Source organism: Microbacterium sp. EYE_78 (genome assembly GCF_023149035.1).
Classification (GTDB): domain Bacteria; phylum Actinomycetota; class Actinomycetes; order Actinomycetales; family Microbacteriaceae; genus Microbacterium.
Map to the genome: position 1 here is coordinate 1,306,307 of NZ_JAHXMY010000002.1, position 15,973 is coordinate 1,322,279.

16 protein-coding genes are annotated in these 15,973 nt (G+C 69.0%); 8 read left to right on the forward strand and 8 right to left on the reverse strand.

Annotation, left to right across the window (positions count from 1 at the left end):
* Positions 1-32: 32 nt before the first annotated feature.
* The 5 genes from coaE to KZX17_RS13510 all read right to left on the reverse strand — a co-directional run bounded on the left by coaE (position 33) and on the right by KZX17_RS13510 (position 5,512).
* Positions 33-629 (reverse strand): dephospho-CoA kinase, encoded by a 597-nt coding sequence (gene coaE / locus KZX17_RS13490; RefSeq protein ID WP_248174532.1) that lies wholly within the window; start codon positions 627-629, stop codon positions 33-35.
* Positions 630-653: 24 nt separating this feature from the next.
* Positions 654-1,841: a diguanylate cyclase gene (locus tag KZX17_RS13495; RefSeq protein ID WP_248174534.1), complete on the reverse strand. Its 1,188-nt coding sequence runs from the start codon at positions 1,839-1,841 to the stop codon at positions 654-656.
* On the reverse strand, positions 1,838-3,544 hold the full coding sequence (locus tag KZX17_RS13500; protein WP_248174536.1) for a PAS domain-containing sensor histidine kinase: 1,707 nt from the start codon (positions 3,542-3,544) through the stop codon (positions 1,838-1,840). The genes KZX17_RS13495 and KZX17_RS13500 overlap by 4 nt, the downstream gene beginning before the upstream one ends.
* A 90-nt stretch (positions 3,545-3,634) precedes the next feature.
* Positions 3,635-5,086 carry a 30S ribosomal protein S1 gene (gene rpsA / locus KZX17_RS13505; protein WP_248174545.1) on the reverse strand — a complete coding sequence of 484 codons (1,452 nt, stop codon included), beginning with the start codon at positions 5,084-5,086 and terminating at the stop codon, positions 3,635-3,637.
* Positions 5,087-5,233: 147 nt separating this feature from the next.
* Positions 5,234-5,512 (reverse strand): YchJ family protein, encoded by a 279-nt coding sequence (locus tag KZX17_RS13510; protein WP_248174557.1) that lies wholly within the window; start codon positions 5,510-5,512, stop codon positions 5,234-5,236.
* A gap of 256 nt (positions 5,513-5,768) precedes the next feature.
* Between KZX17_RS13510 and KZX17_RS13515 the strand changes: the two genes are divergently transcribed.
* The 3 genes from KZX17_RS13515 (at position 5,769) to KZX17_RS13525 (ending at position 8,048) form a co-directional block, all read left to right on the forward strand.
* The gene (locus KZX17_RS13515; RefSeq protein ID WP_248174559.1) at positions 5,769-6,257 is read left to right on the forward strand and encodes a hypothetical protein; all 489 of its coding nucleotides are present in this window, start codon (positions 5,769-5,771) and stop codon (positions 6,255-6,257) included.
* A 116-nt stretch (positions 6,258-6,373) separates the two neighbouring features.
* Positions 6,374-7,114 (forward strand): hypothetical protein, encoded by a 741-nt coding sequence (locus tag KZX17_RS13520; protein ID WP_248174561.1) that lies wholly within the window; start codon positions 6,374-6,376, stop codon positions 7,112-7,114.
* A 16-nt stretch (positions 7,115-7,130) separates the two neighbouring features.
* Positions 7,131-8,048, forward strand: coding sequence for a 5'-3' exonuclease (locus KZX17_RS13525; RefSeq protein WP_248174563.1), 918 nt, complete (start codon positions 7,131-7,133; stop codon positions 8,046-8,048).
* On the opposite strand, the gene KZX17_RS13530 is transcribed toward KZX17_RS13525, so the two are convergent.
* Positions 8,049-9,047: a PHP domain-containing protein gene (locus KZX17_RS13530; RefSeq protein WP_248174565.1), complete on the reverse strand. Its 999-nt coding sequence runs from the start codon at positions 9,045-9,047 to the stop codon at positions 8,049-8,051.
* A 7-nt stretch (positions 9,048-9,054) separates the two neighbouring features.
* Complete coding sequence (gene trpD / locus KZX17_RS13535; RefSeq protein WP_248174567.1) at positions 9,055-10,107, reverse strand: anthranilate phosphoribosyltransferase; 1,053 nt, start codon at positions 10,105-10,107, stop codon at positions 9,055-9,057.
* A gap of 122 nt (positions 10,108-10,229) precedes the next feature.
* Between trpD and KZX17_RS13540 the strand changes: the two genes are divergently transcribed.
* The 5 genes from KZX17_RS13540 to KZX17_RS13560 all read left to right on the forward strand — a co-directional run bounded on the left by KZX17_RS13540 (position 10,230) and on the right by KZX17_RS13560 (position 15,155).
* Positions 10,230-10,874, forward strand: coding sequence for a heme-copper oxidase subunit III (locus KZX17_RS13540; RefSeq protein WP_248174569.1), 645 nt, complete (start codon positions 10,230-10,232; stop codon positions 10,872-10,874).
* Between the two features lie 24 nt (positions 10,875-10,898).
* Positions 10,899-11,699: a c-type cytochrome gene (locus tag KZX17_RS13545; protein ID WP_248174571.1), complete on the forward strand. Its 801-nt coding sequence runs from the start codon at positions 10,899-10,901 to the stop codon at positions 11,697-11,699.
* A gap of 40 nt (positions 11,700-11,739) precedes the next feature.
* Positions 11,740-12,819, forward strand: coding sequence for a ubiquinol-cytochrome c reductase iron-sulfur subunit (locus KZX17_RS13550; protein ID WP_248174573.1), 1,080 nt, complete (start codon positions 11,740-11,742; stop codon positions 12,817-12,819).
* Complete coding sequence (locus tag KZX17_RS13555; RefSeq protein WP_248174575.1) at positions 12,816-14,639, forward strand: cytochrome bc complex cytochrome b subunit; 1,824 nt, start codon at positions 12,816-12,818, stop codon at positions 14,637-14,639. Before KZX17_RS13550 ends, KZX17_RS13555 begins: the two co-directional genes overlap by 4 nt.
* 78 nt (positions 14,640-14,717) lie before the next feature.
* Positions 14,718-15,155: a rhodanese-like domain-containing protein gene (locus tag KZX17_RS13560; RefSeq protein ID WP_248174577.1), complete on the forward strand. Its 438-nt coding sequence runs from the start codon at positions 14,718-14,720 to the stop codon at positions 15,153-15,155.
* A gap of 15 nt (positions 15,156-15,170) precedes the next feature.
* On the opposite strand, the gene KZX17_RS13565 is transcribed toward KZX17_RS13560, so the two are convergent.
* On the reverse strand, positions 15,171-15,968 hold the full coding sequence (locus tag KZX17_RS13565) for a PP2C family serine/threonine-protein phosphatase (RefSeq protein WP_248174579.1): 798 nt from the start codon (positions 15,966-15,968) through the stop codon (positions 15,171-15,173).
* Between the last annotated feature and the right edge of the window lie 5 nt (positions 15,969-15,973).

Below are 15,973 nucleotides of genomic sequence, written 5' to 3' on the forward strand. Positions count from 1 at the left end.
CACCGGCTCCGGCGTTCGCCGTCGGCGTGCGGTCAGGCCCGCAGTCGCTCCCAGAGGGCGTCCGTCTGCGCGATCGTGTCCGACAGGTCCCCGGCGGTGTCGATGACGACGTCGGCGATCGCGAGGCGCCGGTCGTCGTCCACCTGCGAGGCGATGCGCGCGTCGGCGTCTTCGGGCGTCATCCCGCGCAGTTCCACGAGCCGCTGGCGCCGCAGCGCCGCCGGCGCATGGGCGACGACCACCAGCTCCCACGGGTCCTCGGCGCGCGCCTCGAGCAGGAGCGGCACGTCGTAGACGACGACGGCGCGCGCGTCCGCGTCGAACGCCGCGGTGAAGCGGCGAGCCGACTCCGCGCGGACCGCGGGGTGGACGATCGCGTTCAGGCGGCGCACCGCGTCCGGGTCGCCGAACACGCGCGACGCCAGGCGAGCGCGGTCGAGCTCACCGGCCGCGGTGAGCACGTCGCGACCGAACTCCCCTGCGATGCCCTCGAGCACCGGCATCCCGGGCTGCTGCACCTCGCGGACGAGCGCGTCCGCGTCGACGACGACGGCCCCACGGTCGGCCAGGCGACGGGCGATGGTGGACTTCCCCGAGGCGATTCCGCCGGTCAGCGCGATGAGAGGCACTCTCCGAGGATGCCACGGACGGGGTCAGCCCAGGTGCGATCGCGCCTCGTCCACGCCGCCGAAGAGGACGGATGCCTCGAGGCTCCGCGAGGCGCGCAGGGCCGCCGCCCGGGCGCTCGTCAGCAGGGTGTCGGTGTCGTAGCCGACGGTCTCCGTCAACCCGATCCCGATCCCGACGACGGGCAGCAGCCCCGTCGGGTTGCCGGCGAGGTCGTCGATGCAGCCGCGGTAGATCGCCGCCGCCTGCCTGCGGGCATCGGCGGCGGTGCTCGCCACCCCGCAGACCGAAAGGGTCGAGTCCCCGTCCTCCCCGACGAAGGCGGATGCCGGGGCGTGACGCCGCACCGAACGCCGCCACTGCGCGGCGAGCTCGTCCGCGGCATCCGAGCCGAAGGCCGCACCCATCTCGTCCAGGCCGTCGACGTGGACGACGATGACGCTCACGATCTCCTGTCGCCAGCCGGCGCGCTCGGCCATGTCGCGCAGCGCATCGCGGTACGTCCCCGCGAGCATGATGCCGTCGGCGGCGACGCCGTTCTCGCTCAGCCACTCATAGCGCTGGATGGCGCTCTTGCTCGCCCGGAGGATCGAGGTCACCACCACCGCCACCATCGTGAGGACGACGGTCACGATGTTCGCAGAGATCGATCCGAACCACGCATCGAAGAACGCGCCCTGGGGACCGTCGACCAGGAAGACCACGAGGCGGGCGGCGTAGTACACGGCGGCGGCGAACAGCACGCCCGTCAGCAGTCGCGCGTTGCCGAGCCGGCCCATCGGGCGCCGGAGGGCCTCCCACCCGCCGGCGGCGAAGAGGACGACGATCAGCGCCGCCATGACCGTCCACCCACCCCACGATCCCTCGACGGGGACGCGGATCACCGCCGCGACGAAGGTGAGCACCGTGAAGGTCCCGACGGCGACGGACTGCCACCCGATCGGACGGTCGTTGAACCGCCGGTTGCCGAGCCAGATGAACGCCGGGGTGAGGATGAAGCTCGCGTTGCCGAAGGCGATGGCGACCGCGCCGCCCACTCCGGCCGCCCAGGAGATGTAGGCGAAGGTCGTGGCCGTACCGCAGAGGTATGCGACTGCCCACAGGCGCCCTGCGCCCGCGTCCCGGCGGCGCAGGGTCTCGATGACGAAGATCGCCGTCGCGACGAGGGCGACGATCGCGGTCATCACCGTGACGGAGAAGAGGTCGAGCGTCATGGAGCCGTCTCCTCACCCGGGGCGGCTGCGTACGCGGGGAGCTTGACCATGAACGTCGTGCCGAGGCCCAGCGTCGACGACACCGTGATGTCCCCGCCGTGCGCGCGGACGATCTCCCGGCTGATCGCGAGACCCAGCCCGGTGCCCGCGACCCCCGTCTCAGCACGGAAGAAGCGCTCGAACAGGCGATCCTGGTCCTCGGTGGAGAGCCCGATGCCGCTGTCGCGCACGAGGAACCACGAGTTGGTACCGTCGGTGGAACTGCCGAGGACGATCGAGCCGCCGTCCCGGTTGAACTTGATCGCATTGCTGATGAGGTTGTCGACGACCTGGCGGATGCGGGCAGGGTCGATGTAGGCGGGCGTCTCGATGACGTCGGAGGTGTCGATGCGGATGGCCCGCTCCCTCGCGACCGGACCGAGATCGGATGCCGAGGAGCGCAGCAGCTCCGCGAGGTCGTGATCCACCGGCGAGACGGTCACCTCGGCCGACATCCGGGACGCCGTCGAGGCGGCGAGGATCCCCGACACGATCCCGAGGAGCCGCTCGCTGTTCCGGTAGGCGACGTCGACCTGGCGGTGCACCGCCTCTGCGACGTCCTCGTTGTCGAGGACGAGCTCGAGGTACCCGATGATCGAGGTGAGCGGCGTGCGCAGCTCGTGCGACACGGAGGCCACCAGGCTGTCACGGGCTTTCAGCGCCGTGCGCTCCTCAGTGACGTCCCGCGCGACCAGGACCACGCCGGCGGGCCTGCCGTCGGCATCCTTCATCCGCCGTGCCGTCAGGCTGAGGGCAGCCCGACGGGAGTCCGAGACGGCGTACCAGACCACGACGTCGCTGAAGGATTCGCCGCGCATGATGCGGGCGAGGGGCCGCTCCTCGGGGCGCAGCGGCGTCTGGCCGTCCGCGGCGAAGATCTGCTCTGCGCCGTCGACGCGGCCGAATTCCGGGATGCGCTGCTGGAACCGTCCCAGCGCGTCGTTGACGAACGTGATCTCGCCGCTGGAGCCGACCCGGAGGACGCCGAAGTCGACGGTGTCGAGGACCTCGGTCAGCAGCTGCTCCTGGCGGCTGGCGTGCCGGAGAGCCGCGGTGAGGCGTTCGGTCTGCGCGTCCAAGAGCGATCGCTGAGCGAGGAAGCGCCGCGTCGCGTTGAAGGTCGAGGCGCCGATGGCGATGACCACCGCCGGGAGCACGACGACGGCCCAGGTGAGCTCGAAATCCGGGACGAACAGGAGAGCGATCCAGTACGCGCCGATCGACCCGACGCAGGCCACGACGAACCAGATGCGGCCCATCGACGAGAGCCACATCGTCGGGAACGCCCAGAGCAGGCCGATCCCGGGGACGTCGGAGGTGCGCATGAGCCCGATCGCGACGATGTCGAACAGCGGGATCGCGGCGACCCACGAGGGGTGGATGCGGGACCACGGCACAGCGAGACTCGCCACCGCCGCCACCACGACGATGACCACACCGGCGGCGAACTGGGGGGCATCGGCGAGCCACCCACTGGGGATCCCGGAGAGGAAGATGACCGCGACGATCGCGGTGAGCAGCAGCTGGTTGTTCGCGGCGACGCGGTCGCGGAGCTCCGTCAGCGGCAGCTGGCGGTGCGGCGCGTCGAAGAGTCGACGCAACCGAGTGCCGCCCCTTCCCGCCGGGGGGCCGCCGGCATCCCGCCGCTCGTCCGCTTCAGCCACACCTGCACGTTACCGGGCGCAGCGGCGACGCCGGAACGACCGAGGGGCCGGAGCACATGGCTCCGACCCCTCGATGCGGGTGGTGTTCGATCAGCGACCGGACAGCTTCTCGCGGAGAGCCGCCAGCGCCTCGTCGTCGGCGAGGGTGCCGGCGCCGCCGGAGACCTCGGACGAGAAGGACGACGAACCCGAGTCGGCGGGAGCGGCGGCCTCGGCCTCGAGGGCCTTGGCGACAGCGGCCTTGTGAGCCTCCCAGCGACCCTGCGCAGCGGCGTACTCGGCCTCCCAGGCGAGGCGGGCCTCGTCGAAGCCCTCCTTCCACTGGTTGGTCTCGGGGTCGAAGCCCTCGGGGTACTTGTACTCGCCGTTCTCGTCGTACTCGGTGACCATGCCGTACAGCGCCGGGTCGAACTCGGTGCCGTTGGGGTCGACCGACTCGTTGGCCTGCTTGAGCGACAGCGAGATGCGGCGACGCTCGAGGTCGATGTCGATGATCTTGACGAAGACCTCTTCACCGACCGAGACGACCTGCTCGGCGAGCTCGACGTGCTTGCCCGAGAGCTCGGAGATGTGCACGAGGCCCTCGATGCCGTCGGCGACGCGGACGAACGCACCGAACGGGACGAGCTTGGTGACCTTGCCCGGAGCGACCTGACCGATCGCGTGGGTGCGGGCGAAGACCTGCCACGGGTCCTCCTGGGTCGCCTTCAGCGACAGCGAGACGCGCTCGCGGTCCAGGTCGACCTCGAGGATCTCGACGGTGACCTCCTGGCCGACCTCGACGACCTCGGACGCGTGCTCGATGTGCTTCCACGAGAGCTCCGAGACGTGGACGAGACCGTCGACGCCACCGAGGTCGACGAACGCACCGAAGTTGACGATCGACGAGACGGTGCCCTTGCGGACCTGACCCTTGTGGAGGTTGTTGAGGAAGTTCGAGCGCGACTCGGACTGCGTCTGCTCGAGCAGCGCGCGACGCGAGAGGACGACGTTGTTGCGGTTCTTGTCCAGTTCGAGGATCTTCGCCTCGAGTTCCTGGCCGAGGTACGGCGTCAGGTCACGGACACGGCGCAGCTCGATGAGCGACGCGGGCAGGAACCCGCGGAGGCCGATGTCGACGATGAGACCACCCTTGACGACCTCGATCACGGAACCGGTGACGACACCGTCGTTCTCCTTGATCTTCTCGACGTCGCCCCACGCACGCTCGTACTGCGCGCGCTTCTTGGACAGGATCAGGCGGCCTTCCTTGTCCTCCTTCTGGAGAACGAGGGCCTCGACCTGGTCGCCGACGTTGACGACCTCGTTGGGGTCGACGTCGTGCTTGATCGAAAGCTCACGCGAGGGGATGACACCCTCGGTCTTGTAGCCGACGTCGAGGAGGACCTCGTCGCGGTCGATCTTCACGACGGTGCCTTCGATGAGGTCTCCGTCGTTGAAGAACTTCAGGGTCTTCTCGACCGCGGCCAGGAAGTCCTCAGCAGATCCGATGTCGTTGATGGCGACCTGCTTGGTGGCCGGGGCGGTCGTTGCGTTAGTCATGTAGGGGGTTGTCCTTGGATGGTGTTGTGATCGGGCCCCGGAGCACATCCGCGCGAGGACGCACGGCAGCCGACGGAGGCGTGGTGGTTGGTGTTGCGATGTCACGCAGGCATGGCTGAAGAGCCATTCGTGTGACGCTCCAGAGTATCAGACGGCGTCGACGTAGTACCAGCGACCAGCGCGTCGGACGAAGCGGCTGTGCTCCTCGAGGATGCGGGGCGCCCCCGACGGGCCGTCGCGCCACTTCGCGCGGAATCGCACCCGCCCCGAGCGCCCGTCCGCCGACGTGTCCGCGTCGAGGACGTCGAGCCCCAGCCAGATCGTCGCCGGGTCCAGCGCGACCTCATCCGGTCGTGTCGCCGGAAACCACGAGTCGCGGAGGTGCTGCTCGTCACCGAGCACGAACGCCGTGTACCGCGAGCGCATGAGGTCCTCCGGGCCCGCGGCCGGTCGCCCCTCCAGCACCGGACCGCAGCACTGTCCGAATGGACGACGGCCGCAGGGACACGGCGCGGTCGCGGCGGGACGCGTACCGCGCCGAGCGGATGCCGCAGCGCCGAATGACATGGTTCCTCCCCATCCCCGGACGGTCGACTCCGGAGCCTACGCGCTGTGGACAACCCGCGGCGCCGGTGGAGGTGCTCACTACGGTGGTCGCATGCGCGCACGAGGACTCGCCGGGATGCTGACTGCACTGACCCTGACCGCCGCTCTCGCGTCCTGCGCGCCCAGCGCGACACCGACCCCCACGCCATCCGAGACCGGCTTCGCATCGGAGGCGGAGGCGTTCGCCGCCGCCGAGGAGACCTATCGCGCCTACGTCGACGCGTACAACGGCTGGATCACGGATGAGCGAGGGCAAGACCCACTCGCTCTCCTAGCCGGTCAGGCTCTCGTTGACGAAACAAAGAACCGCGAGGAGCTCGAGGAGGCTGGCCTCCACATCCGTGGGTCCTTTCAAGTCTCTGACTTCGCCGGACAGTCCTGGACATCTGATCAAGTGCAGGCTTTGGTATGCCTGGACCTCTCAGGCGTCCGCGTTGAGACAGACGCCGGAGAGGACACAACTCCGAAAGATAGATCGGATGCCAATCTGCTAGAGGTGCGGTTCCGCGCCGGAGCTGACGACATTCGGATCATTTCTAGTCTGCTCAGGAGTGAGGAGTGTTAGTCACTCTTCTGGTCGCGGCGGCCCTGAGCGGCGGTTGCTCATTCGCGGCATCCGCCGCTGGCAACTGCGAAGTACAGAACAGCGGCTCCTCCGTCTCGATCGGCGCGTCTCGACAGGTGGATCGCCCGTCGGTCGCTCCCGATCGCGGATCGCGCGGCGGAGGGGGCGGGGGCGGCTTCGCACCGCAGGAGCCCGTCCGCGATCCGAACGCCGTCTACCCCGGCGGCCGCACCCGTGACGAGTGGCTCGCGCAGTGCGCGTTCGACCTGTCCTGCGCCGGCGCCGGGGTGGCGCCCGGCGGCGCTCCCCTCCCGGGCACGGAGCAGGCCGATGTGCAGCCGACGGAAGCGGAGCCCGAGGCGCAGCCCGATGTGACGACGGCCACGATCGACGATGTCGCGTCGTTCGCCCCCGCCCCGCCCCGCATGGTCGGCGAACCCGACGGGGTCGGCGTGGTGGGCATGCCCACCAACTTCGTCGTCGACGCGACGGAGCACACCGAGCGCGGCGAGATCTTCGACATCCCGGTGACCGTCCGCTTCACACCCGTCTCGTATCTGTTCGACTACGGCGACGGGGCGACGCAGGAGACGACCTCCCCTGGGACGACCTGGGACGACCTCGACGCACCGCAGTTCACCGCCACCGAGACGAGTCACAGTTACGGCGAGACCGACGAGTTCGCGGCATCCGTCACCATCCGGTACGCCGCCGAAGCCGATGCCGGGTTCGGGTGGTTCCCGATCGCGGGCGTCCTCGCGATCGACGCAGGGCCGGTGACCGTACGGGTGGTCGACGTCGACACCGCGCTGGTCGACCGCACCTGCGAGGAGGATCCCGGCGGACCGGGGTGCTGACTGCCAGGATGGTCGCGTGACCGACCGTCTCATGCTCCTCGACACCGCCAGCCTGTACTTCCGCGCCTACTACGGCGTGCCCGACACCGTGAAAGCACCGGACGGGCGACCCGTGAACGCCGCGCGGGGGCTGCTCGACATGATCGCCAAGCTCGTCACGACCTACGAACCGACCCACGTGGTCGCGTGCTGGGACGACGACTGGCGCCCGCAGTGGCGCGTCGACCTCATCCCGAGCTACAAAGCGCACCGCGTGGCCGAGGTCGTCCCCGGCTCCCCCGACGTCGAGGAGGTCCCGGACCCGCTCGAGGTCCAGATCCCGGTGATCCGTGAGGCGCTGGGCGTGCTCGGCATCCCGATCGTCGGAGCGGCCGAACACGAGGCAGACGACGTCATCGGGACGCTCGCGACGCGGAGCACCATCCCCGTCGATGTCGTGACGGGCGATCGGGACCTCTTCCAGCTCGTCGACGACGCACGGGACGTCCGTGTCGTCTACACCGGGCGGGGAATGAGCAACCTCGAAGTCCTGACGGACGCCATCGTGCAGCAGAAGTACGGCATCTCGCCTCGGCAGTATGCGGACTTCGCCGTGATGCGCGGCGACGCCTCCGACGGCCTCCCGGGGGTGGCGGGCGTCGGAGAGAAGACGGCGACGACCCTCCTGACCGCGCACGGGGATCTCAGCGGCATCCGAGCCGCGGCCGCAGCGGGAGAAGGGATGAGCGCGGGTGTCCGCGCGAAGATCCTCGCCGCGGACGGCTACCTCGACGTCGCCCCCACGGTGGTCGAGGTCGTCCGCACGATCCCACTCCCCGACATCGACGCCCGCATCCGGCCGATCGACGAGGACGCCGCGCGCGCCCTCAGCGACACCTGGTCGCTCGGCACCGCCGTGCACCGCGCCGTCACGGCGCTGACCGCCCGCGCCTGATCAGGTCGTGCGCGTCTGCGTCCAGGCGCGAAGGCGCTCGAGCGGCCAGGTCGTCACGATCCGGTCCGCGGCGATCCCGAGGCGCTCCGCGCGCACCGCACCGTGGTCCAGCAGCGACAGCTGCCCGGGCGCGTGCGCGTCCGAGTCGATGGAGAAGAGGCATCCGATCTCGACGGCGAGGGCGAGGAGGTCGTCCGGCGGGTCCTCACGCTCGGGCCGCGAGTTGATCTCGACCGCCGTGCCGTGCTCGGCGCACGCCTCGAACACGGCGCGCGCATCGAACGTCGACTGCGGTCGGGTGCCGCGCGCTCCCGAGACGAGACGGCCCGTCACGTGGCCGAGCACATCGACCCGCGGATCGGATGCCGCGGTGACGAGGCGTCGCGTCATCGGACCGGCGTCCATCCGCAGCTTCGAGTGGGCGGAGGCGACGACGACGTCGAGCTCGTCGAGCAGCTCGGAATCCTGATCGAGCGACCCGTCGTCGAGGATGTCGACCTCGATGCCGCTGAGCAGCGTGAACCCCTCGGCAGCGAAGCCGGGGATCAGGCTCATCTGCTCGCGCAGCCGCTCCGCCGACAGTCCGCGCGCGACGGTCAGCCTCGGCGAGTGGTCGGTGAGGGCGAGGTACTCGTGCCCGAGCGCACGCGCCGCATCCACCATGAGGTCGATCGACGTGAGCCCGTCGGACCACTCCGAATGCGCGTGCAGGTCGCCGCGCAGTTTCGCGCGCAATGCCGATTCCGTCGGCGGCGCGACCCGGGCACGCAGATCCGCGAGATAGGTCGGGACCTGCCCTGACGATGCCTCGGTGATGACGGCGAAGGTGGAGTCGCCGATCCCCTTGCGTGCCCGCAGCCGCGCGACGTCCGACCGCTCCGCCTCACTCAGCCCCGCGAGGGTCTGGGCCGCCGCACGGAACGCCTTCGACTTGTAGCGCGACGCCCGATCGCGCTCGAGCAGCTCCGCGATCTCGGTGAGGGCATCGATCGGATCCATGTCGGCCTCAGTTGCGGGATGCCGCGACCCACGCGTCGAGCTTCGCCGCCGCCGCGCCGGAGTCGACCGCGGCCCCGACCTCGGCCAGCGCCGAGGCCAGGCGATCGAGGAACGGCGTCTGGAGCTCGGCGGCATCCCGGAACAGCCGGTAGGAGACGATCCCGGCCGCGGCGTTGAGGAGGACGATGTCGCGCACCGGACCGGTCTCACCCTGGAGGACACGACGGATGATGCCGGCGTTGTGCTCCGCGTCGCCGCCGAGCAGATCCGAGATCTCGGCGCGCGGCAGACCCAGGTCGCGCGGGTCGAGATCGTGCTCACGCACGTCGCCCCGGCTCACCTCCCACACCCGACTGTGGCCCGTCGTCGTCAGCTCGTCCATGCCGTCATCGCCTCGGAACACGAGCGCCGTCGCGCCGCGGGTCTGGAACACACCCGTGATGAGGGGAACCCGGTCCAGGTGCGCCACGCCGACCGCGTTGGCCTCGGCGCGAGCCGGGTTGCACAGCGGACCCAAGAAGTTGAAGACGGTCGGCACGCCCAGCTCCGCCCGCGTCGGCCCCGCGTGCCGGAATCCGGGATGGAAGGCGGACGCGAAAGCGAACGTGATCCCCACCTCGCCCAGGACCTCCGCCACGCGCTCCGGCGAGCGGGTCAGGTCCACACCCAGCGCCGCGAGGACGTCGGAGGACCCCGACTTCGAGCTCGCGGCCCGATTGCCGTGCTTGACGACCGGAACCCCGGTCGCCGCGATGATGACGGCCGCGGTCGTCGACACGTTCACGGTCCCGTAACGATCCCCACCCGTACCGACGATGTCGAGCACGTCGGCCGGCACCGGGAGCGGGACGGCGGCCTCGAGGATGGCGTCGCGGAAGCCGACGATCTCATCAACCGTCTCGCCCTTCGCCCGGAGCGCGATGAGGAACGCGGCGAGCTGGGAAGGGGTCGCCTGGCCTTGCATCACCTGGCGCATCGCCCACGTGGATTCCGACACGCTCAGGTCCTCGTCGGCCAGCAGCGTGGTGAGGATCTCGGGCCAGGAGTACATGTCCGCCATGACCCCCGATCCTACTCAGCACTCTGTCAGGCGACTCGCGGCGGTCGCATGGCCTCGCCCGATCCTGCGGAAAGGCACGAGTACCTTCAGGAATGCGAAACCCTCCCCGAATATCGGCCATAATGGGGAGCGTGACGACCACTCCCGCGACATACAACCAGGCACTGCGTTCGGTGAAACGACCGGATCCGGTGGCTGTCGGCACGATCGTGTGGCTCGGCAGCGAGGTGATGTTCTTCGCGGGCCTGTTCGCCATCTACTTCACGATCCGCAACACCTCCCCCGAGCTGTGGGCATCCCGCACCGAGCTGCTGAACATCCCGTTCGCCGCGGTGAACACCCTCATCCTGGTGCTGTCGTCTTTCACCGCGCAGGCCGGCGTCTTCGCCGCGGAGCGCTTCCAGCCCTACCGCCGCGGATCCATCTGGGACTTCCGCAAATGGGGCATGGTCGAGTGGTTCTACCTCACCTTCATCATGGGTGCCGTCTTCGTCTCGGGCCAGGTGTGGGAGTACGCCACGCTCGTCTTCGAAGGCATGCCCATCAGCGCCGACTCCTACGCATCGGCCTTCTACATCACGACCGGATTCCACGCCCTGCACGTGACGGGTGGCCTCATCGCCTTCCTGCTCGTGATCGGGCGGGCGTTCGCGGTCAAGAACTTCGGCCGCAAGGAGATGACCTCCGCGATCGTCGTGTCGTACTACTGGCACTTCGTCGACGTCGTGTGGATCATCCTCTTCGCCGTCATCTACTTCATCCGGTAACAGAGAGCGGAGCTGAGTTCCTCCATGGCATCCAAGACCCCGCGTCGGCAGACGGGCCGCCGCAGCAAGTGGGCAGCCGCCGCCTTGATCGGCGTCGGACTCCTGCTCACGGGCGGCATCTACGCCGGCGCCTCCGCGGCGATGGCGTCGACCGAGCCGAGCGATTCGGCGTCGGCGCTGACGGTCGAGGACGGCAAGAAGCTGTTCCAGGCGAACTGCGCCACCTGCCACGGCCTGAACCTCGAAGGCACGGACGACGGACCCTCGCTCTACGGCGTCGGTGAGCTCTCCGTCGAGTTCCAGGTCGCGACCGGTCGCATGCCGCTCCAGGCTCAGGGCCCCCAGGCTCCGCAGAAGTCGCCGCAGTTCACCGAGGCGCAGACCCGTGCGATGGCGTCGTACGTGCAGTCCGTCGCCCCCGGTCCGAGCTACCCGGACGACCGCATCCTCGACGGCGAGGGCGACCTCACCGAGGGTGCCGAGCTGTTCCGCATCAACTGCGCCATGTGCCACAACGTCGCCGCTGCTGGTGGCGCGCTCACCGAGGGCAAGTACGCCCCCGCCCTCACCAAGACCAGCCCGCTGCACATCTACGCGGCCATGGTCACCGGCCCCCAGAACATGCCCGTCTTCAACGACATGACGCTGACCCAGGACGAGAAGCGCGACATCATCTCGTCCCTGATGTACCTGCAGAAGAGCGAGCCCGTCGGCGGGTTCACGCTCGGCTCGCTGGGTCCGGTCTCCGAGGGCCTGTTCATCTGGATCTTCGGCATCGGCACGCTGATCGGCATCTGCGTGTGGATCACCGCGAAGTCCAACTGATCCACCACTGACGTAAAGAATTTCCAAGGCGAGGAGCACAATGTCACACGAGGAAGAGCCGCAGGCGCTCGAGAAGGCTCAGCCTTCGTCGGGACTCGTCGTCGCGGTCGCCGACCCCGTGCAGAACCCCGGTCTGCCGCCGCACCGCGAGCGGATGACCGACAAGGACCCGGCCGCCATGGCGCGCGCCGTCCGGACCGTCTACACGCTGTTCTACATCTCTCTCGCCGCGAGCCTTTGGGCCGTCGCCGCGTACATCCTGTTCCCGATCGAGAGCGGCGAGTTCGGCGCGATCCGCAGCAACAACCTCTTCATCGGTCTGGGCATCGGCTTCGCTCTGCTGGCCATCGGCATCGCGGCCATCCACTGGTCGAAGGCGATCATGCCCGACCGTGAGCACGTCGAAGCCCGTCACAGCACGCGCGGTCAGGAGTCGACCCGCGCCGCGGCCGTCGACGTGTTCCGTGAGGCCAACGAGGAATCCGGCTTCGGTCGACGCACGGCCATCCGCGGCGGCCTCATCGCCGCTCTGGTCGCCTCGATCGTCCCGGGCGTGACGCTGTTCCGCGGCCTGGCGCCGCACGGCTCGAACAACCCCGAGCACCCCAACGTCGGCGATCCCGTCGCGCTGCTGAAGCACACGATGTGGAAGGAGGGCGAGCGCCTCGCGCACGACCCCTCCGGCCTCCCCATCCGCGCTGCGGACGTCGCCCTCGGGTCGGCCGTCCACGTGATCCCCGAGTCCCTCAAGGACGTCGACCACCTCGACGGCTACCTCGAGGAGAAGGCGAAGGCGATCGTCCTGCTGATGCGTCTGCTCCCGGAGCAGATGCCCGCCGAGTACAACCGACCCGACTTCGCATATGACGGGATCGTCGCGTACTCCAAGGTCTGCACGCACGTCGGATGCCCCGTCGCGCTGTACGAGCAGCAGACCCACCATCTTCTGTGCCCCTGTCACCAGTCGCAGTTCGACGTGTCGCGCGGCGCCGAGGTCATCTTCGGCCCGGCCGCCCGCCCGCTCCCCCAGCTGCCGATCACTGTGGACGCAGAGGGCTACCTCGTCGCCCAGCGCGACTTCGAAGAGCCCGTTGGGCCCAGCTTCTGGGAGCGTCATTGAGCACCGCGACTGAATCAGCGCCGGCATCCACCCTCGCCAAGCCGGCCGACAAGCCCCTCGGCGGGCGCTTCATCGGCGCCACCGCCAACTACCTCGACGAGCGCACGAGCATCTCGGGCATCGTCAAGGAGATCGGCCGGAAGATCTTCCCCGATCACTGGTCCTTCATGCTGGGCGAGATCGCCCTCTGGAGCTTCGTCGTCGTCTTCCTCTCGGGGTCGTTCCTGACCTTCTTCTTCGAGGCGTCGATGGCCCCCACCCACTACAACGGCGCGTACCTGCCGCTCCGCGGGATCGAGATGTCGGCGGCGCTCGAGTCGACCCTCAACATCTCGTTCGACCTCCGCGGTGGTCTGCTGGTCCGCCAGCTGCACCACTGGGCTGCCCTGCTGTTCATCGCCGCGATCGGCGTGCACATGCTGCGCGTCTTCTTCACCGGCGCGTTCCGCAAGCCGCGCGAGCTCAACTGGGTCGTCGGCTTCGTACTGTTCATCCTGGCCATGGCCCTCGGCTTCACCGGGTACTCCCTCCCCGACGATCTGCTCTCGGGCAACGGTCTCCGCATCATCGACGGCATGATCAAGGGCATCCCGCTGATCGGCACGTGGACCTCGTACCTGCTGTTCGGCGGGGAGTTCCCGGGCATGGCGATCGTGGGACGTCTGTACACGCTGCACATCCTGCTGCTGCCGTTGATCCTCATCGCCCTCATCGCGATCCACCTGATGCTGATGATCATCAACAAGCACACGCAGTTCGCCGGCCCGGGCCGCACGAACGACAACGTCGTGGGCTACCCGATGGTGCCGATCTACATGTCGAAGATGGGCGGGTTCCTGTTCATCACGTTCGGCGTCCTCGTGCTCATCGCGTCGATGTTCACGATCAACCCGATCTGGAACTACGGTCCGTACGACCCGTCGCCCGTGTCCGCCGGAACCCAGCCCGACTGGTACATCGGCTTCGCGGACGGCGCGCTGCGACTCGCACCGTCGAACCTCGACATCGTCCTGTTCGACCGCACCTGGTCGTTCGGCATCCTGCTGCCGCTCATCGTCCTGGGTCTGTTCATCGTCATCGTCGCGATCTACCCCTTCATCGAGGCGTGGATCACGGGCGACAAGCGCGAGCACCACATCGCCCAGCGTCCCCGTCACGCCCCGACCCGCACCGCCATCGGTGTGGCCGGTGTGATCTTCTACGCCGTGCTCTGGGCTGCGGCCTCGTCGGACATCATCGCGACGCACTTCTCGCTGACGATGGAGGGGGTCATCCACGCACTGCAGGCTCTGTTGATCGTGGGCCCGGTCATCGGGTACTTCGTCTCGAAGCGGATCGCGATCGCGCTGCAGAAGAAGGACCGCGAGATCGCCCTGCACGGCTACGAGTCCGGCCGCATCGTCCGACTGCCTGGTGGCGAGTACATCGAGGTCCACCAGCCCGTCGACGCCTACGAGCGGGTCAAGCTGATCGACTTCGAGATCCACGAGCCGCTCGTGGTGCGCCCGAACGACAACGGTCGCATCCCGTGGCACCAGAACGTGCGCGCCTCGCTGTCGCGCTGGTTCTTCGAGGACCGCCTCTCCCCCGTCACGCAGGCGGAGGTGGATGCGGCCATCGCCCACCAGCACCACGAGCTGGACCACATCGAGCACGAGGAGCAGGAGGAAATCCGCGGCGCCCACGAGCGCGCCGGAGTCCCGAACGCTCCGCTGCACCCCATCGACGACGGTCACAACCCCGAGACGGCCAACCGCCCCTCGAACATCATCGTCGTCGACGAACCCCGCGAGAAGAAGGACGGCCGCACGAGCGACTGATCTTCCTTGGCAGGAAAGCGGCGGGGTCTGACCGAGAGGTCGGACCCCGCCGCTTTCGTCATCCCCTAGCGTCGAGACATGACTCCTCCCCCGACGTCGACCCTCTCCTACTTCGAGAACAAGCTCCGCCACGAGACCGACCCGAGCGACGTCTACGACGCGCAGAAGGACGGGCAGCACGTCGTCCTCGTCGATGTGCGGGGCGACGAGGCATGGGCCCAAGGCCACGCCCGCCGAGCCGTTCACATGCCGCACCGTGAGATCGCGACACGAGCGGCATCCGAGATCCCGATCGACACCCCCGTCGTCGTGTACTGCTGGAGTCCCGGATGCAACGGCGGAGCACGCGGCGCCGTCGAATTCGCGAAGCTCGGCTACTCGGTTCGCGAGATGATCGGCGGATTCGAGTATTGGGCTCGGGAGGGGCTGCCCGTCGATGCCGCATCGGGCCCGCTGCCCCGCACGTTCGATCCGCTCGTCATGGTCGTCCGCACGGATGCTGCCGTCGGCGCCTGACCGCGCCGGAGACGCTCAGGCCGTCGCCAGGCCGTCTTCGAGCACCTCGGGGTACCGCGAGGCTGCTGCACCCGCAACGACGGGGGTGGACGCGATCTCGGCGTCGGACGGCACCACGTCGCACACGACTGCGGTGACGTTGTCGCGCGAGGCAGCCTCGAGGGCGAGATCGACGATGCCTCGGGCCGCTGCGACGGGATCCGGCACAGCGCGCAACAGGCCGGCGATGTCCGCCTCGGGCACGTAGTCGGTCACGCCGTCGCTGCACAGCAGCCACCGGTCGCCCGCTGCGACCCCGCGGGTCTCGACGTGGATCACATCGTCCTCGTCGCCGCGCAACGAGGCGGTGATGATGTTGCGGCGCGGGTGACGCCAGGCATCCTCCGGCGCAACGAGGCCCTGGTCGACCAGGGCCTGAACGAAGGAGTCGTCACGGGTCTCGCGGGTGAGCTCGCCTCCCCGGAGCAGGTACCCGCGGGAATCGCCGGTATGGGCGACGACGAGCTCGCCGTCCGCGGTGAGCCACACCCCCGTGAGCGTGGTCGCCATGCCCGTCAGGGTCTGGTCACGACGGACGTGTGCGCCGAGATCCCAGTTCGCACCGCGGAGGCGCTCGACGAGGGAGGCCGCGTCACGCAGCGGACCCCGCTGCGTGATCAGCCGGTGAACGAGCGCTGCTGAGGCGAGGTCACCCGAGGGACCACCGCCGACGCCGTCCGCCACAGCAGCGGCGAACGGCGTCGTGAAGGCGGCATCCTGGTTGACGTCACGGAACGCTCCGACGTCGGAGTGGATACCCGCCCGGAATCGCATCGGCG